Raw genomic sequence first — 19356 nt, 5'->3', positions numbered from 1 at the left:
ATTTTTACAAAAAAAAGGTATGATAGAGACATAATGAAAAAGTAGGTTATTTAACTATGAAAATTATTCTTGTCGGAGGGGGAAAAGTCGGTTCTGCCCTTTGTCGTTCGCTTGTTGCTGACAACCATGACGTTGTCTTGATTGAACAGAACGAAACTGTTTTAAATTACATGACAAGTCGCTTTGATATTATCGGTATCGCAGGAAACGGTGCTGACTTTGCTATGTTAGAGGCAGCCAATGTTCAAGATTGTGATATTTTCATTGCCATGACTCAATACGACGAGGTCAATATGGTTTCGGCTGTTCTAGCCAAAAAAATGGGAGCCAAAGAAACCATCGTTCGTGTTCGAAACCCAGAATATTCCAACCCTTACTTTAAAGAAAAAAATATTCTTGGTTTTTCACTGATTGTCAACCCAGAACTCCTAGCAGCTCGTGCTATCGCTAATATTATAGACTTCCCCAATGCTCTTTCTGTTGAGCGTTTTGCAGGTGGATTAGTCAGCTTAATGGAATTCAAGGTACGGAATGACAGTAATATTTGCCAGATGTCTATTGCTGATTTCCGTAAAAAGTTTGGCAATGTAATCGTCTGTGCCATCGAACGCGATCACAAACTCATGATTCCTAGCGGAGATATGATTTTAGAGGATAAAGACCGTATCTTCGTGACAGGAAGCCGTGTCGATATGATGCTCTTCCACAACTATATTAAGTCCAGAGTTGTTAAGAGTCTGCTCATTATTGGTGCTGGAAAAATTGCTTACTATCTTTTAGGTATTCTAAAAGATAGTCGTATCGATATAAAAGTTATTGAGGTCAATCCTGAAAGAGCTGCCTTTTTCAGCGAAAAATTCCCTAAACTCTATATAGTCCAAGGTGATGGAACAACTAAGGACACCCTCTTAGAAGAAAGTGCCCAAAACTACGATGCTGTTGCCACTTTGACAGGAGTCGACGAGGAAAATATCATTACCTCTATGTTCTTGGATAATGTAGGCGTTCAAAAGAATATTACTAAGGTAAACCGAACAAGCCTATTGGAAATCATTCATGCGACAGATTTTTCAAGTATTATCACGCCTAAGACAATCGCTGTTGATACCATCATGCACTTTATCCATGGTCGTGTAAATGCCCAATATTCCGACCTTCAAGCCATGCACCACCTTGCAAACGGACAGGTAGAAACCCTTCAGTTCTTGATTAAGGAAGCCAATAAAATGACTGGCAAACCTTTGTCTCAACTGAAGCTCAAAAAGGATGTCTTGATCGCTGCTATTATCCGCAACGGAAAAACAATCTTCCCTACTGGAGAAGACACCCTCCAGGTCGGTGATAAGCTAGTGGTTATCACTTTGCTATCAAACATCACTAAGATTTATGATTTGTTAGAGAGGTAAGCTATGAATAGAAGTATGGTACGCTTTCTTCTTGCAAAGCTACTCTTGATTGAAGCTGTTCTACTCTTGGTACCAGTTAGTGTCGCTTTTTACTATCAAGAATCCAGTCAAGTATTTACAGCTCTTTTCTCTACCATTGGAATCCTTGTTGTTCTAGGTCTTCTCGGAATTATCAAAAAGCCTAAAAAACAACGTATCTACGCAAAAGAAGGAATACTAATTGTAGCCCTCTGTTGGATTCTTTGGTCTTTCTTTGGTGCCCTTCCTTTTGTCTTTTCAGGACAAATTCCCAATATGATAGACGCCTTCTTCGAAATTAGTTCAGGCTTCACAACTACAGGAGCAACCATCTTAAATGATGTTTCTATCTTAAGCCGTTCGCTTCTATTTTGGAGAAGTTTCACCCACCTCATCGGAGGGATGGGAGTGCTAGTTTTTGCCCTAGCTATTATGGACAATGCTAAAAACAGCCACTTAGAGGTTATGAAGGCCGAGGTCCCTGGACCAGTATTTGGTAAGGTTGTGTCTAAACTAAAAAATACAGCACAAATCCTCTATATCCTGTATCTGGCAATGTTCGCCCTCTTTGTAGTGATTTATTATCTTGCCGGGATGCCACTCTACGATAGTTTTGTCATCGCAATGGGAACAGCTGGAACAGGGGGATTCACTGTTTATAATGATGGTATTGCCCACTATCATAGTTCTCTCATCACTTATTTGACAAGTATTGGGGTTTTGATGTTTGGTGTCAATTTCAACCTCTACTACTATCTCATGCTTCGTCGATTTAAAGAATTCTTTTTCGATGAGGAACTTCGAGCTTATCTCTTAATCGTGGCTATATCTACTGGCTTAATCACACTCAACACACTGCACCTTTATAGTGGTGTTTCACAAAGTTTTGAGGTGGCCTTCTTCCAAGTTTCTAATATTATTACCACTACTGGTTTTGGTTATGGAAACATCACGAACTGGCCTTTGTTTTCTCAATACATCTTACTGATGTTAATGGCAATTGGTGGTTCTGCTGGTTCTACTGCTGGTGGTCTCAAAGTGATGCGTGGAGTTATTCTAGCTAAAATTGCTAAAAATCAATTTTTGTCTACCATATCCCCTCACCGTGTTTTAACTCTCCATGTTAACCAAACGGTCATCGATAAGGACACCCAACACAAGATTCTCAAGTACTTTGTAGTTTACATTATGATTCTACTCAGTTTAATTTTCATTATCAGTTTAGATGCTAACAATTTAATGATTGTTACGAGTGCCGTTTTCAGTTGCTTTAACAATATCGGCCCAATTCTCGGAACAACTGCAAGTTTCTCAATTTTTAGTCCATTTTCAAAACTCCTCCTATCCTTTGCAATGATTGCAGGACGTCTTGAAATTTATCCAATCATATTACTCTTTATGAAACGAACCTGGTCTAAACGTTAGCAATGTTATTATCAAAAAGCACATCCCTCAAAAAATGAGGGATGTGCTTTTTGATAAGATTTTTAAAAGACAGTTGAGAGTCAAAAAATAACACTTGGGAAAAATTTTATTTTTTGTGAATCATTTTGGTTATAATTTTAAAAAAACGTAGGGGTTTTATATGAAAAAAATGAACAAATCAATCCAACTTCTTTTATTGATTTCCTTGGTATACTTAGGTTGCTGTAGTTGCTTAGTTTGGCCTGGTATTGCTTTAACACTCAAACAATCCTGCTTTTACTTTTTACTTCTCTTAATGTTATTAGCAGGCATCTGTACATTTATCCACTATCTTTCAGGACATGATCATGTGAATAGTCAGCTACACAATCGTAGTCGATCTTTCTTTTTATTGTATAGCAGCATGGTTATCATTAATGTTGCTGGAGTCTGTTTTATTTTATTTGAAAGTATAAGTACTGACACTCTACTACAAAAAGAAATCGTTGACTTGTTACTCATCTCTTTCTTTTTCCTTTTCGGACTTGATATTGCTACCTTTCTACCGTTAAACAAATGGAGAAAATTACCAACTCATAAAAAGACAGGCCGGCTAACAACCCTTATCTTTCTTAGTTTATTTTTTCTGCACAATCCTTTAACTATACTTTCTGTCAGCTTTTATATCCTTTTGGGAGTCAGCTTTCTAAACTTTTTATTTCCTAAAACCTTAAGACAAGATTTAGCATTTTATAGTCACATAATCCGGAATATCTTACTTGTATTATCGACACTTATGTTCTGGTAGTTAATAGAATTCCTATCCAAAGTATGCTATAATGAAATAAATTTTTTAGGAGATATTTGAATGAATTTTTTTAAAGATTATCGTAAACGATTGATTTGGCTAGGAATCTTTATTGTGGCAATGGCCCTATCGCAAGTTCCTATCGTGACTTTAATATTACTTCAAAAAACGCAACTTGGATCTATCTGGTCATCTCTAATAGTGGGGCTTGTCTCTACCGCTATTGTTACACTCTTTTTATATGGTGCTCACAAAAGTAAGTTATTAAATCTAAAATCGAAACTCTTTGCTATTAATGATGCCCCTCGAATTGCTCTTAGTTATGTAGCCATTGTCACAGGAAATCTGATTGGAGCGATTTGGTTACAACTTCTGAAGCAAACAACTACTTCGAATCAAGAGGCTATCAATAGCATCATGTCAGAAAGCTCTCTAATTTCCAGCATTTTCGTGGTTGCAATAGTGGCACCTATTTGTGAGGAAATTATCTGTCGAGGTATCATCCCTACTAAACTCTTCGAAGGATACGAGAAAATTGGATATATTTTCGGTTGGTTTCTCTTCACTATAGCCCATATCCCAAATAATCTTCCTTCTTTCTTGATCTATGGCTGGATGTCTGCAGTACTAACTTGGATTGCTTATCGCACCAAACGTCTAGAGATGTCTATCTTACTGCACCTAGTGAATAATGGAGTCAGCATTCTATTGCTTATCCTTCTGACAATTCTTATCAAGGTTGTTGGTATAGATGCTTTTCAATAAATGAAAGTTCCACTACTAAAAAAAGACTAGGAATTCAATAGTTTCCTAGTCTTTTTGTTTATTCTTTGAGTGATTCCAAACTAAGTTAATGAGGCAGGTAGCTAATCCACTTTTTAACTGTTACGACAAAAAAATCCACGAATCGATACCATTCGTGGATTTTTCCTAGTAAAGCGTTTAGATAAACTGCCATAGCGGTTACCGTTTATTAGATTACGACACTTAGTTTTACAAATCGATTCCATTTGTAAAACTAAGTTAGTAAGGCAGTTAGAGAGTGGGACAGAAATCGGTAATTCGTTAGAATTCGATTTCGTCGTCCCGCCTCCGCACAGTTGAGTAGGGCTGTAAAAGCTGATGAAATCAGCGTAGTAGAGCCCACTCAGCCACTGCGTCTTGCTCGACAATCCAAAGACAATTGAGAGGATAGGATTTTTGTCCCTGACTCGTAGTCTACTTAGATTGCTTTGCAATCAAGTAGACTTACTGAATCACATTTTCTCTTCCAACTCCACATCTGGATACTTGTCCGCAAACCAGCGGAGGGCAAAGTCATTTTCGAAAAGGAAGACAGGTTGGTCAAAGCGGTCTTTGGCCAAGATGTTTCGACTTGAAGACATACGTTCATCTAAATCTTCTGGTTTAATCCAACGAACTGTCTTTTTACCCATTGGAGTCATGACAACTTCAGCGTTATACTCGCCTTCCATACGGTGTTTAAAGACTTCGAACTGGAGTTGTCCAACAGCACCTAGCATATACTCACCTGTTTGGTAATTCTTATAAAGCTGAATGGCTCCTTCTTGTACCAACTGTTCCATTCCTTTGTGGAAGGATTTTTGTTTCATGACGTTCTTAGGCGAAACCTTCATGAAAATCTCAGGTGTGAAGGTTGGTAGTGGTTCAAACTCAAACTTGTTCTTCCCAACAGTTAGCGTATCTCCAACCTGGTAGGTCCCTGTATCATAAACTCCGATGATATCTCCTGCTACGGCATTGGTCACATTTTCACGACTTTCCGCCATAAATTGGGTGACATTAGAAAGTTTAGCTCCCTTACCAGTACGAGGGAGATTGACACTCATACCACGCTCAAATTCGCCCGATACAATACGGACAAAGGCGATGCGGTCACGATGTCGAGGGTCCATGTTGGCTTGAATTTTAAAGACAAATCCTGAGAAGTCCTTATCATAAGGATCAACAATTTCTCCGTCTGTTTTCTTGTGTCCATGAGGTTCTGGAGCAAACTTGAGGAAAGTTTCAAGGAAGGTCTGCACCCCAAAATTAGTCAAGGCCGAGCCAAAGAAGACTGGTGTCAAATCACCTGCAAGAATGGCTTCCTCTGAGAATTCATTTCCTGCTTCATTCAAAAGCTCAATATCGTCTTTCACTTGTTCGTAGAATGGGTTGCTGGCAAAGAGTTTATCGCCATCTTCTAGGCTGGCAAAACGTTCATCCCCTTTGTAGAGTTCCAAACGTTGGTTATAGAGGTCATAGAGCCCCTCAAAGGCCTTCCCCATCCCGATTGGCCAGTTCATCGGATAGCTAGCTATTCCCAAGACTTCTTCCAATTCTTGCAAGAGATCTAGTGGTTCACGACCGTCACGGTCCAACTTATTCATAAATGTAAAGACTGGAATCCCGCGGTGTTTGACAACCTCAAACAATTTCTTGGTTTGGGCCTCGATACCCTTGGCAGAGTCCACTACCATGACCGCAGCATCCACCGCCATCAAGGTCCGATAGGTATCTTCTGAAAAGTCCTCGTGTCCTGGAGTGTCTAGGATGTTTACCCGTTTCCCATCGTAGTCAAATTGCATAACAGATGAGGTTACCGAAATCCCACGTTGTTTCTCGATATCCATCCAGTCTGACTTAGCAAAGTTTCCTGTTTTCTTCCCTTTTACAGTACCTGCCTCACGAATCTCTCCCCCAAAATAGAGCAATTGCTCAGTGATGGTTGTTTTTCCCGCGTCCGGGTGAGAGATGATGGCAAAGGTACGGCGTTTCTTAATTTCTTCTTGAATACTCATAACTTCTCTTTCTTTCTACTTTTTTTATTATTTCAATTGATAATCACTCTTTATTACATCGGACTCTAACATTCCTTTCAACACTCCATTATATCGGATTTTAGAGAGTTTTTCAATCGCTTATAAAAGAAAAGCAGGTCAAGATACTAGACCTGCTCTTCAGATTCTTTTGTTCAATATTTATTTTATATCGCTAGTTACAATCTCTTCAAAATTTAATTTTTTCTAGAGCAATTTTCTTTTGCCAACGTTTTTTAAACAAAATATCAAAGAGCACTAAGGCTGCAGATAGAATGATTGAAACCAGAAGATACTTTATCCATATAGGGGCATTTGGAATAAATGGCGTGGTATTTAAAAGCCCGTAATTCCCACCTGTTACTTGATTGACCCCAACTAGGAAAAGGTTGAGAATAAAAGTGTAGGCGATAATTCGATACTTTTTAAGTAGGTTTTTATCGTAGTGATTCATGAGATAAACCAGGGAATTGACCAAGAGGGCATAATGGCCAATCAGGAAAGAAAAACTGGTAATATGCGGAAAGTCATAGGGATCAAAAACGGGATAACCCAAAGCAAACACTGCCCCGCTGGCTCCCATAAGGGCAAAATACTGCTTGGTTTTCCATTTATCAGGTAAGAATACAACCGCGAACATGGCCAAACGACAATGGTAAAGAGGCAAGCTGTTCGAAAACGGAATGCTAAAACCTATATACCAGGTATAAAGAGCTAGCAATTGCGCTATTTGAATCCACTTAAACAATCGAACAAATTTGGGGTTTTTGTAGTAAGTAAGAGAAGCATAAATAGACAAGGCAAGAAGGCCTATCATGACACCGTACCAAAAAATCGGAATAGGCGGTGGCGTCGTTTGGGTTCTTGTAATAAAATGATGCATAAAGTCTCCTTAAGGTAACGAATTCAGTTGTATATTAACTATTCTTATGTTTATATTTAACGAGTTGATTGATAAGGATGAGAACACCTGTCATCAAACTGGTCACTATCAAATAGTTAAGCAAACTACCATGATCCCCAATCACAGGTGGCTTGCTCATAAAGCCATAATTTCCTCCTGTCAAGAAGTTGGCAAAAAAGATAATGGCATTGACTCCAAAAGTCATCTGGCATATTTTCCAAGTATCCCCTTTTTCAACTTTATAATATCTAACAAGATAAATCAAGCAGTTAGCCAAGAGGGCCCAATGTCCGAAAACATTGTTCACAGACGAAACATGAGGGAAAGGAAAAGGATAAAAGACTGGATAAACCAAGGCCATGATAGAACCAAAAACTCCAACCAGGGCAAAATATTGTTTAAAAAAGGTCTTATTAGGGGCAAAAAGAATTATCCACATAGCCATGCGACTATGGTAAAAAGGGAGAGCCTCAGATAGGGGCAGGCGTGCAGCAATATACCAAGCGTTGATAATGAGCAACTGAATCAATTGTCCCCAATACCAAAAGTTTCTGTAACCTTTAGATGATGCGAAACGAATCGATAAAACAGCTATGATTACCAAAGAAGTAGGTAATAAAAAGTACCAGGCTCCCAAATGAGGAGGAACTGTCTTTTTACTGGTAAAAAGTAACTCCCAAAGCGTCATATGTCATCCTTAACGTGTTCTAGTTGTGTCAATTCTACATCCTTTTTACCAACTAAAAACGACTGTTATTCTTTCTTCTAATTTCAACCATTATATCGAAATAAAAAGTATTTTTCAATTTCTGTTTCTTTCTTAGCTTGGCTTGCTTTATTTATAGGAAAATATGGTAAAATAGAACAGATAAAGAATCATCATTTCACGAAAGGATATCCGATGAAAATTACGCAAGAAGAGGTAACTCACGTTGCCAATCTTTCAAAATTAAAATTCTCAGAAGAAGAAACTGCAGAGTTTGCGACAACACTCTCAAAAATTGTTGATATGGTCGAATTGTTAAGTGAAGTTGACACAACTGGTGTTGAACCAACGACAACTATGGCTGACCGTAAAACTGTTCTCCGACCTGATGTGGCCGAAGAAGGAACAGACCGTGACCGCTTATTTAAAAATGTACCTGAAAAAGAAAACTACTATATCAAGGTGCCAGCTATCCTAGATGATGGAGGAGATGCCTAATGACTTTTAACAATAAAACGATTGAAGAGTTGCACAATCTCCTTGTCTCTAAGGAAATTTCAGCAACTGAACTAACTCAAGCAACGATTGAAGATATCAAGGCGCGTGAGGAAGCCCTCAATTCTTTTGTTACAATCGCTGAAGATCAAGCTCTTGCTCAGGCTAAAGCTATTGATGAAGCTGGAATCGATGCTGACAATGTTCTTTCTGGGATTCCCCTAGCTGTTAAGGACAACATTTCTACAGATGGTCTCTTAACAACAGCAGCTTCAAAAATGCTCTATAACTACGAGCCTATCTTTGATGCCACAGCTGTTGCCAATGCAAAATCTAAGGGTATGATCGTTGTTGGGAAAACTAACATGGACGAATTTGCCATGGGTGGATCAGGTGAGACTTCTTACTACGGTGCAACCAAAAATGCTTGGGACCACAGCAAGGTTCCTGGTGGATCATCAAGTGGTTCTGCTGCAGCTGTAGCTTCAGGGCAAGTCCGTTTATCACTTGGTTCTGATACTGGTGGTTCCATCCGCCAACCTGCTGCCTTTAACGGGATTGTTGGTCTCAAACCAACCTACGGAACAGTTTCACGTTTCGGTCTCATTGCTTTTGGTAGCTCATTAGACCAAATTGGTCCTTTTGCACCAACTGTTAAGGAAAATGCCCTCTTGCTCAATGCTATTGCTAGCGAAGATGCCAAAGACTCTACTTCTGCCCCTGTTCGCATTGCTGACTTTACTTCAAAAATTGGCCAAGACATCAAGGGCATAAAAATCGCTTTGCCTAAGGAATATCTTGGCGAAGGGATTGACCCAGAAGTTAAGGAAACCATCCTCAAAGTCGCTAAACACTTTGAAAAACTTGGTGCTATCGTTGAAGAAGTTAGCCTTCCTCACTCTAAATACGGAGTTGCCGTTTACTACATCATCGCTTCTTCAGAAGCATCCTCAAACTTGCAACGTTTTGATGGTATTCGTTACGGTTACCGCGCAGAGGATGCGACTAATCTTGATGAAATTTATGTAAACAGCCGTAGCCAAGGTTTCGGTGAAGAGGTGAAACGCCGTATCATGCTAGGTACTTTCAGCCTTTCATCGGGTTACTACGATGCATACTACAAGAAGGCTGGACAAGTCCGTACCCTCATCATCCAAGATTTCGAAAACGTCTTTGCGGATTATGACTTGATTTTGGGACCAACTGCTCCTAGCGTTGCCTACGACTTGGATTCGCTCAACCATGATCCAGTTGCTATGTACTTGGCTGACATCTTGACCATCCCAGTTAACTTAGCTGGTCTCCCAGGGATTTCGCTTCCTGCTGGATTTGTTCAAGGTCTACCAGTGGGACTCCAATTGATTGGTCCTAAGTATTCAGAAGAAACTATCTACCAAGCTGCTGCTGCCTTTGAAGCGACAACAGACTACCACAAACAACAACCCGTGATTTTTGGAGGTGATAACTAATGAACTTTGAAACAGTCATTGGACTTGAAGTCCACGTAGAGCTCAACACCAATTCAAAAATCTTCTCACCTACTTCTGCCCACTTTGGAAATGACCAAAATGCCAATACAAACGTGATTGACTGGTCTTTCCCTGGAGTACTACCAGTTCTCAATAAAGGGGTTGTCGATGCTGGTATCAAGGCAGCTCTTGCTCTTAACATGGACATCCACAAGAAGATGCACTTTGACCGTAAGAACTACTTCTATCCAGATAATCCTAAAGCCTACCAAATTTCTCAGTTTGATGAACCAATCGGTTACAATGGATGGATTGAAGTGGAGCTAGAAGACGGTACAACTAAGAAAATCGGTATCGAACGTGCCCACTTGGAAGAGGACGCTGGTAAAAACACCCATGGTACAGATGGTTACTCTTATGTTGACCTCAACCGCCAAGGGGTGCCTTTGATTGAAATCGTATCTGAAGCAGACATGCGTTCACCAGAAGAAGCTTATGCTTATCTAACAGCCCTCAAAGAGGTTATCCAATACGCTGGCATTTCTGACGTTAAGATGGAAGAAGGTTCTATGCGTGTGGATGCTAACATCTCGCTTCGTCCTTATGGTCAAGAGAAATTCGGTACCAAGACTGAGTTGAAGAACCTTAACTCCTTCTCAAACGTTCGTAAGGGGCTTGAATACGAAGTCCAACGCCAGGCTGAAATCCTTCGCTCAGGTGGTCAAATCCGCCAAGAAACTCGCCGTTATGACGAAGCGAACAAGGCAACTATCCTCATGCGTGTCAAGGAAGGAGCTGCTGACTATCGCTACTTCCCAGAACCAGACCTACCACTCTTTGAAATCTCAGACGAGTGGATCGAAGAAATGCGTACTGAGTTACCAGAGTTTCCAAAAGAGCGCCGTGCTCGCTATGTCTCTCAACTCGGATTATCAGACTACGATGCTAGTCAGTTGACTGCCAATAAAGTCACTTCTGACTTCTTTGAAAAAGCTGTTGCCCTCGGTGGTGATGCTAAACAAGTATCTAACTGGCTCCAAGGTGAAGTCGCTCAGTTCTTGAACGCTGAAGGCAAGACACTGGAACAAATCGAATTGACACCAGAAAACTTGGTTGAAATGATTGCCATCATCGAAGACGGCACTATTTCATCTAAGATTGCTAAAAAAGTCTTTGTTCACCTAGCTAAAAATGGTGGTGGCGCTCGTGAATACGTTGAAAAAGCAGGTATGGTTCAAATCTCAGATCCAGATATTTTGATTCCAATCATCCATCAAGTCTTTGCTGATAACGAAGCAGCTGTTGTTGACTTCAAGTCAGGAAAACGCAATGCCGACAAGGCCTTTACTGGTTTCCTCATGAAAGCGACCAAAGGCCAAGCCAACCCACAAGTAGCCCTCAAACTACTTGCCCAAGAATTGGCTAAGTTGAAAGAAGATTCATTATAATATAACTGTCACAAGCTAATAAAAATTCTAGCTTGATGCCTTGCACTTTGTACTCACATAGTTAGGAGACATATGAAAAAGTTATATACTCTTATCGCTACTTGCATGCTTCTTCTCTTTGTGACACCCCTACAATCCATCGATGCAGGTGTTGGACATTCTCGAAGTGGTAGCTCTAGTCGCAGTAGCTCACGAAGCAGTAGCAGTTCTCGAAGCAGTAGCAGTTCTCGAAGTAGTAGCTCTAGCCGAAGTCGTTCAAGTGGTAGTTCTTCTTCTAGAAGCAGCTATCGTTCTGGCGGTAGTTACTCAAGTTCAGACGGTTCTCTAGGGACAGGAATGACCATTCTGATCATGTTTGGTGTCGGAGGTTTCATACTCTTCATGCTTATCAAATATCTGAATGACCAGAATTCATCATCTGGTAAATCTTATGGAAGTTCGACTAGCTACCAACCAGAACCAACTATCCATCGTCGAGTTGAAAATAATAGCCAAGCTATTGATCGTCTTAGATACTATGATCCAAACTTTGATGCCTCGGCTTTCACTTCATGGGCTAAAGAAGTTTATATCCAGTTGCAGGCTGCTTGGACTAAAAAGGATTGGAATCTGGTGCGTTCTCTTGAAAGTGTTAGTCTCTATACTCAACACAGTGCTCAACTGGAAGACTATATCCAATCTCAAACAACGAATGTTTTGGAACGCGTTTACGTTGAAAATGTTCGAATTAAAGATTTCAATAGTAATCCAGATGGAAATGATACTTTAGTCGTTATCTTATCATCTACCTTGAGAGACTATGTCATCGACGACAAGACTCGTAAGGTTATTGAGGGAGACCCTCAAAAAGATCTATTTACAGTTTATCAAATGAACTTCATCCGTAAACATGGCAGTCAAACTGAAAGCTCTGTCCAAGATGAAGCCGTTAGCGACCGCTGTCCAAACTGTGGCGCTCCACTGAAAATATCAGCAATCAGCAAATGTGACTATTGCGGATCTGATATCACCCGTAGTCCTAACCAATGGGTACTTGATACCTACGATGTTGTGGATGAAGACGAACTATATAATTAGGAGGAAATTATGGGATTTATCCGTATGGCCAAAGAGCAAATTAAGGGAGTTGTTGATGTTGCCAAAACTGCTGGTATTAATAGTTTTAATGACAGTAAATTTAAGGAAGCCGTTGTACTTCCCGAACACGTATCATCAGAAGCATTAGCTGTTAAAGGAATTCTTCTTACAAAAGACCCTGACGGAGTTTCTAGACAAGGTAATCAACATACAGGACTTTTAACAGATGGTTCTGTCGTAATTGTGCCACAAGGTTATGTTGCTATCCTTGTAAATAACGGCACTTTCCTTGGTGATGTCTTAGAAGCTGGTAGCCATGAATGGCGCTCTGGCGACAACGCTTGGCTTCTAGAAAAAGGCGGAATAAGAGGAACTTGGGAAAACTTCAAGCACCGCTTTTCATTTGCTGGTCAAGTCGTTACTCAACAAGAAATCATCTTTGTCCGTGTCCAACCGATTGCGGGTAATAAATTTGGTACACAAAACGCTGTAGAATACTTCAGTGAACGTTACCAACAATTGCTCAATATCCGTTTCTATGGTTTGTTTGATATCAAGATTTCTGACCCAGTCCTTTTCTACGTTAGCTCTATCAGTCAACAAATTGACGAACATAAACCATTTACACTCCAAGATGTTGCTCAAGGAACTCTTCGACAAAATATCTCCCCTAAAATTGCGATTGCAATTGCCAAATTTACTAATGAGTACCGAGTTGATATCTATAGTCTAAATGCTAATCAAGATACCTTCAATGAAATCGCTAAACAAGAAGTCAATAAGGTATGGACTGGTCTCTACGGTATTGAAGCAACCAATATCCTTCTTGAGGATTTGAGCTACGACCAAGAAAGCTTGGAACTTGTTCGTAAACTTGATAGCGAACTCGTTGCAATGAAATACAATACCATCGAAATTGAAGAACGTCGTGCTCGTAACGAAGCTCTCATTGCAGCAGCCAATAACGAAGGTAATGGCAATGGTATGAACATGTTTATGGGTATGAATCTCGGTCAAACTCTCGGTGGCCAACTCACCCAACAAGCTCAACCTACTAGCCCAAATCAAACCGTTCCCCCAGTACAACCCGCTGATCCAAACCAAGCATTTACTCCGGTCCAAACTGCAAGTCCTGAGCAAGTTGCTAACCCAGTAGAGACTGTTAGCCCTGAACAACCCGCTAACTCAGTAGAATCTACTAATCCAGAAGTAACAACTCCTGTTCAAGAAGTGACAACTCCTGCAGAAGAATCTACTAGTCAAGAAAAACCAACTAATAAAAACTTCTACATTGAAGTTGATGGCAAGTACGTATTAGTAACTAAAGATGAAGAAGGAAACATCGTTCCTGTCAACTAATCTCACTTTCCTGATATTTGAGAAATCTTGCGACTTATGATACAATAAAGAGTAAATTATTTTATTAAAGAGGTAAAAACATGATTGAAGCAAGTAAATTAAAGGCTGGTATGACCTTTGAAACAGCTGATGGAAAATTGATCCGCGTTTTGGAAGCTAGCCACCACAAACCAGGTAAAGGAAACACTATCATGCGTATGAAATTGCGTGATGTCCGTACTGGTTCAACATTTGAAACTAGCTACCGTCCAGAGGAAAAATTTGAACAAGCGATTATCGAAACCGTGCCAGCACAATACTTGTACAAAATGGACGATACAGCTTATTTCATGAACACTGAAACTTACGACCAATACGAAATTCCTGTTGTAAATGTTGAAAATGAATTGCTTTACATCCTTGAAAATTCTGAAGTTAAAATTCAATTTTACGGAACTGAAGTAATCGGTGTAACAGTACCTACAACTGTTGAATTGACAGTTGCTGAAACTCAACCATCTATTAAAGGTGCAACTGTTACCGGTTCTGGTAAACCAGCTACACTGGAAACTGGTCTTGTCGTGAACGTTCCAGACTTCATCGAAGCAGGACAAAAACTCGTTATCAACACTGCAGAAGGAACTTACGTTTCTCGTGCCTAATCTCTAGAAAGAGGTCATTCTATGGGAATTGAAGAACAATTAGGCGAAATCGTTATCGCCCCACGTGTACTTGAAAAAATCATTGCAATCGCTACAGCCAAAGTTGATGGTGTCCACTCTTTTTCAAATAAATCAGTATCTGACACCCTTTCAAAACTTTCACTCGGTCGTGGCGTCTATCTAAAAGAATCTGAAGAAGAACTAATAGCTGATATCTATCTCTATCTTGAGTATGGTGTCAAGGTTCCTAAGGTTGCAATGGCTATTCAAAAAGCTGTAAAAGATGCCGTTCGTAATATGGCTGATGTAGAACTCAATGCTGTGAATATTCACGTTGCTGGTATTGCACCAGATAAAACACCAAAACCAGCATTAACAGATTTGTTTGATGAGGACTTCCTCAATGACTAGTCCATTATTAGAATCTAGACGCGAACTACGAAAATGTGCCTTCCAAGCACTGATGAGTCTTGAATATGGTTCTGATATTGAAACTGCTTGTCGCTTCGCTTATACTCATGATCGAGAAGACGACGAGGTAAAACTCCCTAGCTTCCTAATCGATCTTGTATCTGGTGTTCAAGCTCAAAAAGAGGAACTAGACAAACAAATCACTCAGCATTTAAAGTCTGGTTGGACGATTGAACGTTTAACCTTAGTTGAAAAGAATTTATTGCGTTTAGGAGTTTTCGAAATCACTTCCTTTGATACTCCTCAACTTGTAGCTGTGAATGAAGCTATTGAACTTGCAAAAAGCTTCTCAGATCAAAAATCAGCCCGTTTCATCAACGGACTACTCAGTCAATTCGTAACTGAAGAAAACTAAATCTCAAAAAAGTGTTTGACCTCTGTCAAACACTTTTTTATTTGTCTCCTCAAATTCTATCTAAAAAAACGATCATAGATAAAATTAGAAAGGAATAACCAGATGAAATCTGCATGAATGAGAAAGTTAATAAAACTATGGCACAGGATTGTGATTTTTAAATTCTTTGTCCAACGGTAGACTAAAGCAAAGAAAAGACCGAAAAAACAATAAATCATCAAACTGATGGGGTCGCGATGGGACAATACCAAATGACTGAGCCCAAATATAAGAGCTGATAAGATGACATCCAAGTAGTATTTGGACTTAGGGAAAAAGGTATTCATAAAATAGCCTCTATGAACAATCTCCTCCAATATAGGCCCCAAAATGACAACGGAAATAAAAGAGAAGCAAGTCGTTAAAATAGTAGATTGCTCACTGAAGGATAGGACCGAAAGAAGGTCTTCAAAGATATAGTGATTATTAATGAAGCGACTAAACTGTAAGTAAAAAGCACTTAACAACTGACGGACAAAATAAGCAGCCACTAAACTAACTAAAAGGTAAAAGAATCTGGATTTCTTCGAGCCCTTTTTTTCAAAAATATAGAGCATTCTTTTCTTTTTTAGCCAATAGATAAATAGTCCTAAAAGAGCTAGTTGCTCTACTGCTACAATAATAGAATAGCCATCCATACCCCAGACAAACATCTTAGCCAGATAAAGACTACTGAAATCTAGTAGATAAATTGATAGGAATACCAGTAATGTATAGATTCCCAAATGACCTATTTTTTTCATACTCACTCCCAAAAAGCTTTGTTGACTTATTTTTATAGCACACGCATCCCTTGTTATATTAACAGATATTTTTACAAGAGTCAATTTTTCATTCTGAAATGTATTTTATAGAATCCAAAAAGCTAGAACTATATCTTAGTCCTAGCTTACTTTTTAGTATTTTCTAAAGCGTTGGTAACGTTCCTCAATGAGCTGCTCTAGTGGCAGTTTACCAAGTTCATCAAGTTCTGCTCGGAGTTGTTCTTTGACTTGCTTGATTAGATCTTTACTTGATAGACCTACCTCAGAGATAACCTTATCAACAATTTTCATATCTAGCAATTCAAAAGAAGTAATTTTCATCAACTCTGCAGCTTCCATGGCACGACTGCCATCCTTCCATAGAATAGACGCAAAGCCTTCAGGACTGAGAACTGCATAGATCGAGTTTTCTAACATCCAAACACGGTCAGCTACTGCAAGAGCTAAAGCCCCTCCTGAGCCACCTTCACCGATAATAATGGCAATAATTGGCACCTTAAGATCACTCATCTCCATGAGGTTACGGGCAATAGCTTCACCTTGCCCACGCTCTTCTGCTCCGACACCAGGATAGGCTCCAGCCGTGTTGATAAAAGTTACAACAGGACGGCCAAATTTTTCAGCCTGCTTCATCAAGCGAAGGGCTTTTCGATAACCTTCAGGATGAGGTTGTCCAAAGTTACGGTTAAGATTATCCTGTAAGCTTTTACCTTTTTGAATTCCAACAACAGTTACTGCTTGGTCTCCCAACCAACCGATACCACCAATAACAGCACCATCATCTCGGAAAGAGCGATCACCATGTAGCTCTACAAAGTCATCAAATATTCCTGTTGCGAAGTCCAAGGTAGTTAAGCGGGTTTGTTCACGTGCTTCTCTGACGATTTTTGCAATATTCATCAACAATCCCCCTTATGTAACCTTACTAATCGAGCAATCATATCTGGCAATTCTCTCCGTTTAACAATCGCATCCACAAATCCATGTTCTAACAAAAACTCTGCCTTCTGGAAATCCTCTGGCAAATCTTCCCTTACGGTATTTTCAATGACACGACGTCCAGCAAATCCTACCAAACTTTGAGGCTCTGCCAAGATAATATCCCCTTCCATAGCAAAGGAAGCTGTAACACCACCAGTTGTTGGATCAGTAAGGATTGTTAGGTAAAAGAGACCTGCATTGGAATGACGTTTGACTGCTGCAGAGATTTTAGCCATCTGCATCAAACTCATGATTCCTTCTTGCATACGTGCTCCACCAGATGCTGTAAATAAGACGACTGGTAATTTTTCAGCTGTCGCGTATTCAAACAAACGAGTGATTTTTTCACCAACTACTGTTCCCATAGACGCCATGATAAAGTTAGAATCCATGATTCCAAGAGCAACTTTTTCGCCCTTAATCAAAGCAGTTCCTGTAACAACAGCCTCATCAAGACCTGTTTTTTCACGCATAGAGGCTAATTTTTTCTGGTAGCCTGGAAATTCCAATGGATCTTGCGTCTCAATTCCTGTAAACATCTCTAGGAAGCTTCCCATATCAATGGTTAAAGCAAGACGCTCTTGAGCTGAAATACGGAAGGTATAGCCACAGTGAGGACAAATACGGTCACTTCCCAAATCCTTTTGGTAAATGGTATGTTTACAACCTGGACATTTTGAGAAGAGTTCGTCTGGAACCTCAGGCTTGGCTTGGGGCTTTTCTCTAAGTGAACGATTGGGATTAATTCGTATATATTTATCTTTTTTACTAAATAGAGCCATACATCCCCCTTTTCAGTCTCATACTTTTTATATTATTCTTTTTCTTGATAGTGTGGTAAGAAAGTTTCCATCAAGAATGAAGTATCGTAGTCCCCTGCTATCACACGACGATCTGAAATCAAATCGAGTTGAAAATCAGCATTGGTGACGACCCCTTCAATTTCGAGTTCATAAAGAGCTCTTTGCATTTTCATGAGTGCATCAAAACGATTTTCACCATGAACAATAATTTTAGCAATCATACTATCATAGTATGGTGGAATGGTATACCCTGGATAAACTGCAGAGTCAACACGCAAGCCAACACCACCGCTTGGTAGATAAAGATTAGTAATCTTACCTGGGCTCGGTGCAAAATTAAAGGCTGGGTTTTCTGCGTTGATACGGCACTCAATAGCATGTCCTTTTAGAATAATATCTTCTTGTTTCAGAGTCAAAGGTTGACCTGACGCAATACGGATTTGTTCCTTGACAATATCCACACCAGAAACAAATTCGGTTACTGGATGTTCTACTTGGACACGAGTATTCATCTCCATAAAGTAGAATTTGCCACTTGCTTCATCTAGTAGGAACTCGATGGTACCCGCATTTTCATAACCAACAGACTCCGCTGCACGGACTGCTGCAGCACCAATTTCATTACGCAGTGTTTTCCCAATGGCAATCGAAGGACTTTCTTCTAGAACCTTTTGGTTATTCCGCTGAAGCGAACAGTCACGCTCACCTAGGTGAATCACATGTCCCATTTGGTCAGCAAGAATCTGTACCTCAATGTGGCGAGCAGGATATATCACGCGCTCGAGGTACATAGCCCCGTTACCAAAGTTTGCTTTGGCTTCACTAGAGGCTGTTTCAAAGGCTGATACAAGATCTTCTGCCTTTTCAACCTTACGAATTCCTTTACCACCACCTCCAGCTGAAGCTTTCAGCATAACTGGATAACCAATTTTTTCGGCAACAGCCAGAGCCTCTTCTGCAGTATGAACTTCACCATCTGATCCTGGAATGACAGGCACATTAGCCTTAATCATTTGAGCACGGGCGTTAATTTTATCTCCCATGACATCCATTACTCGAGCTGATGGCCCGATAAATTTGATACCGACTTCTTCACACATAGTTGCAAATTTGGAATTTTCACTTAAAAAACCAAATCCAGGGTGAATAGCTTCAGCTTCAGTCAAGACCGCAGCTGATAGGATGGCATTGATGTTCAGATAAGATTCTGTAGCCTTCCCAGGGCCGATACAGATAGCCTCATCAGCCAAAAGCGTGTGGAGAGCTTCCTTGTCAGCAGTCGAATAAACAGCAACTGTAGCAATTCCTAACTCTCGTGCCGCACGAATAATACGAACAGCAATTTCACCACGATTGGCAATTAAAATCTTACGAAACATGGAAAACCTC

Annotated in this window: 18 protein-coding genes; 11 read left to right on the top strand and 7 right to left on the bottom strand. The window is 40.0% G+C overall.

The features are described 5' to 3' along the window. Positions 1 to 56: 56 nt before the first annotated feature. From trkA to ACXYSM_RS01190, 3 genes are all read left to right on the top strand, one after another. On the top strand, positions 57 to 1406 hold the full coding sequence (trkA, locus tag ACXYSM_RS01200; protein ID WP_458634050.1) for a Trk system potassium transporter TrkA: 1350 nt from the start codon (positions 57 to 59) through the stop codon (positions 1404 to 1406). A gap of 3 nt (positions 1407 to 1409) precedes the next feature. After that, positions 1410 to 2849: a TrkH family potassium uptake protein gene (locus ACXYSM_RS01195; protein WP_458634049.1), complete on the top strand. Its 1440-nt coding sequence runs from the start codon at positions 1410 to 1412 to the stop codon at positions 2847 to 2849. Positions 2850 to 3696: 847 nt separating this feature from the next. Beyond that, positions 3697 to 4401 carry a lysostaphin resistance A-like protein gene (locus tag ACXYSM_RS01190; RefSeq protein WP_458634048.1) on the top strand — a complete coding sequence of 235 codons (705 nt, stop codon included), beginning with the start codon at positions 3697 to 3699 and terminating at the stop codon, positions 4399 to 4401. Between the two features lie 491 nt (positions 4402 to 4892). On the opposite strand, the gene ACXYSM_RS01185 is transcribed toward ACXYSM_RS01190, so the two are convergent. The 3 genes from ACXYSM_RS01185 to ACXYSM_RS01175 form a co-directional block, all read right to left on the bottom strand. After that, positions 4893 to 6437, bottom strand: coding sequence for a peptide chain release factor 3 (locus ACXYSM_RS01185; protein WP_414287496.1), 1545 nt, complete (start codon positions 6435 to 6437; stop codon positions 4893 to 4895). A 208-nt stretch (positions 6438 to 6645) separates the two neighbouring features. Continuing rightward, positions 6646 to 7338 (bottom strand): YwaF family protein, encoded by a 693-nt coding sequence (locus ACXYSM_RS01180; RefSeq protein ID WP_314943535.1) that lies wholly within the window; start codon positions 7336 to 7338, stop codon positions 6646 to 6648. A gap of 34 nt (positions 7339 to 7372) precedes the next feature. After that, entirely contained in the window at positions 7373 to 8047 is a 675-nt protein-coding gene (locus ACXYSM_RS01175; RefSeq protein WP_458634047.1) for a YwaF family protein, read from the bottom strand. Positions 8048 to 8260: 213 nt separating this feature from the next. Between ACXYSM_RS01175 and gatC the strand changes: the two genes are divergently transcribed. From gatC to nusB, 8 genes are all read left to right on the top strand, one after another. Further along, complete coding sequence (gatC, locus tag ACXYSM_RS01170; protein ID WP_458634046.1) at positions 8261 to 8563, top strand: Asp-tRNA(Asn)/Glu-tRNA(Gln) amidotransferase subunit GatC; 303 nt, start codon at positions 8261 to 8263, stop codon at positions 8561 to 8563. Beyond that, on the top strand, positions 8563 to 10029 hold the full coding sequence (gene gatA / locus ACXYSM_RS01165) for an Asp-tRNA(Asn)/Glu-tRNA(Gln) amidotransferase subunit GatA (protein WP_458634045.1): 1467 nt from the start codon (positions 8563 to 8565) through the stop codon (positions 10027 to 10029). The genes gatC and gatA overlap by 1 nt, the downstream gene beginning before the upstream one ends. After that, positions 10029 to 11477, top strand: coding sequence for an Asp-tRNA(Asn)/Glu-tRNA(Gln) amidotransferase subunit GatB (gene gatB / locus ACXYSM_RS01160; protein ID WP_458634044.1), 1449 nt, complete (start codon positions 10029 to 10031; stop codon positions 11475 to 11477). The genes gatA and gatB overlap by 1 nt, the downstream gene beginning before the upstream one ends. 72 nt (positions 11478 to 11549) lie before the next feature. Further along, positions 11550 to 12554, top strand: a complete 1005-nt coding sequence (locus tag ACXYSM_RS01155) for a zinc-ribbon domain-containing transport protein (RefSeq protein ID WP_458634043.1) — start codon at positions 11550 to 11552, stop codon at positions 12552 to 12554. A gap of 9 nt (positions 12555 to 12563) precedes the next feature. Continuing rightward, entirely contained in the window at positions 12564 to 13913 is a 1350-nt protein-coding gene (locus tag ACXYSM_RS01150; protein WP_458634042.1) for an SPFH domain-containing protein, read from the top strand. 80 nt (positions 13914 to 13993) lie between these two features. Further along, a complete protein-coding gene (gene efp, locus ACXYSM_RS01145; RefSeq protein ID WP_458634041.1) occupies positions 13994 to 14554 on the top strand; it encodes an elongation factor P in 561 nt (186 codons plus the stop codon). A gap of 21 nt (positions 14555 to 14575) precedes the next feature. Then, a complete protein-coding gene (locus ACXYSM_RS01140; RefSeq protein ID WP_036756919.1) occupies positions 14576 to 14965 on the top strand; it encodes an Asp23/Gls24 family envelope stress response protein in 390 nt (129 codons plus the stop codon). Beyond that, on the top strand, positions 14958 to 15380 hold the full coding sequence (gene nusB / locus ACXYSM_RS01135; protein ID WP_004251901.1) for a transcription antitermination factor NusB: 423 nt from the start codon (positions 14958 to 14960) through the stop codon (positions 15378 to 15380). The genes ACXYSM_RS01140 and nusB overlap by 8 nt, the downstream gene beginning before the upstream one ends. Before the next feature lie 56 nt (positions 15381 to 15436). On the opposite strand, the gene ACXYSM_RS01130 is transcribed toward nusB, so the two are convergent. The 4 genes from ACXYSM_RS01130 to accC form a co-directional block, all read right to left on the bottom strand. Then, positions 15437 to 16162 (bottom strand): CPBP family intramembrane glutamic endopeptidase, encoded by a 726-nt coding sequence (locus ACXYSM_RS01130; protein ID WP_414314214.1) that lies wholly within the window; start codon positions 16160 to 16162, stop codon positions 15437 to 15439. A gap of 153 nt (positions 16163 to 16315) precedes the next feature. Continuing rightward, positions 16316 to 17083: an acetyl-CoA carboxylase carboxyl transferase subunit alpha gene (locus ACXYSM_RS01125; RefSeq protein WP_458634040.1), complete on the bottom strand. Its 768-nt coding sequence runs from the start codon at positions 17081 to 17083 to the stop codon at positions 16316 to 16318. Continuing rightward, a complete protein-coding gene (gene accD, locus ACXYSM_RS01120) occupies positions 17083 to 17946 on the bottom strand; it encodes an acetyl-CoA carboxylase, carboxyltransferase subunit beta (RefSeq protein ID WP_004251892.1) in 864 nt (287 codons plus the stop codon). Before accD ends, ACXYSM_RS01125 begins: the two co-directional genes overlap by 1 nt. Positions 17947 to 17978: 32 nt before the next feature. Further along, the gene (gene accC / locus ACXYSM_RS01115) at positions 17979 to 19346 is read right to left on the bottom strand and encodes an acetyl-CoA carboxylase biotin carboxylase subunit (protein ID WP_458634039.1); all 1368 of its coding nucleotides are present in this window, start codon (positions 19344 to 19346) and stop codon (positions 17979 to 17981) included. Positions 19347 to 19356: the final 10 nt, after the last annotated feature.

This window comes from Streptococcus sp. V940 (genome assembly GCF_054353495.1).
The sequence above is the reverse complement of the archived record's forward strand: the minus strand, read 5'-3'. Positions and strand labels throughout refer to the sequence as shown.

Coding starts and splice junctions, on each gene's coding strand:
- trkA (WP_458634050.1), top strand. CDS start 57: ATGAAAATTATTCTTGTCGGAGGGGGAAAAGTCGGTTCTGCCCTTTGT.
- ACXYSM_RS01195 (WP_458634049.1), top strand. CDS start 1,410: ATGAATAGAAGTATGGTACGCTTTCTTCTTGCAAAGCTACTCTTGATT.
- ACXYSM_RS01190 (WP_458634048.1), top strand. CDS start 3,697: ATGAATTTTTTTAAAGATTATCGTAAACGATTGATTTGGCTAGGAATC.
- ACXYSM_RS01185 (WP_414287496.1), bottom strand. CDS start 6,437: ATGAGTATTCAAGAAGAAATTAAGAAACGCCGTACCTTTGCCATCATC.
- ACXYSM_RS01180 (WP_314943535.1), bottom strand. CDS start 7,338: ATGCATCATTTTATTACAAGAACCCAAACGACGCCACCGCCTATTCCG.
- ACXYSM_RS01175 (WP_458634047.1), bottom strand. CDS start 8,047: ATGACGCTTTGGGAGTTACTTTTTACCAGTAAAAAGACAGTTCCTCCT.
- gatC (WP_458634046.1), top strand. CDS start 8,261: ATGAAAATTACGCAAGAAGAGGTAACTCACGTTGCCAATCTTTCAAAA.
- gatA (WP_458634045.1), top strand. CDS start 8,563: ATGACTTTTAACAATAAAACGATTGAAGAGTTGCACAATCTCCTTGTC.
- gatB (WP_458634044.1), top strand. CDS start 10,029: ATGAACTTTGAAACAGTCATTGGACTTGAAGTCCACGTAGAGCTCAAC.
- ACXYSM_RS01155 (WP_458634043.1), top strand. CDS start 11,550: ATGAAAAAGTTATATACTCTTATCGCTACTTGCATGCTTCTTCTCTTT.
- ACXYSM_RS01150 (WP_458634042.1), top strand. CDS start 12,564: ATGGGATTTATCCGTATGGCCAAAGAGCAAATTAAGGGAGTTGTTGAT.
- efp (WP_458634041.1), top strand. CDS start 13,994: ATGATTGAAGCAAGTAAATTAAAGGCTGGTATGACCTTTGAAACAGCT.
- ACXYSM_RS01140 (WP_036756919.1), top strand. CDS start 14,576: ATGGGAATTGAAGAACAATTAGGCGAAATCGTTATCGCCCCACGTGTA.
- nusB (WP_004251901.1), top strand. CDS start 14,958: ATGACTAGTCCATTATTAGAATCTAGACGCGAACTACGAAAATGTGCC.
- ACXYSM_RS01130 (WP_414314214.1), bottom strand. CDS start 16,162: ATGAAAAAAATAGGTCATTTGGGAATCTATACATTACTGGTATTCCTA.
- ACXYSM_RS01125 (WP_458634040.1), bottom strand. CDS start 17,083: ATGAATATTGCAAAAATCGTCAGAGAAGCACGTGAACAAACCCGCTTA.
- accD (WP_004251892.1), bottom strand. CDS start 17,946: ATGGCTCTATTTAGTAAAAAAGATAAATATATACGAATTAATCCCAAT.
- accC (WP_458634039.1), bottom strand. CDS start 19,346: ATGTTTCGTAAGATTTTAATTGCCAATCGTGGTGAAATTGCTGTTCGT.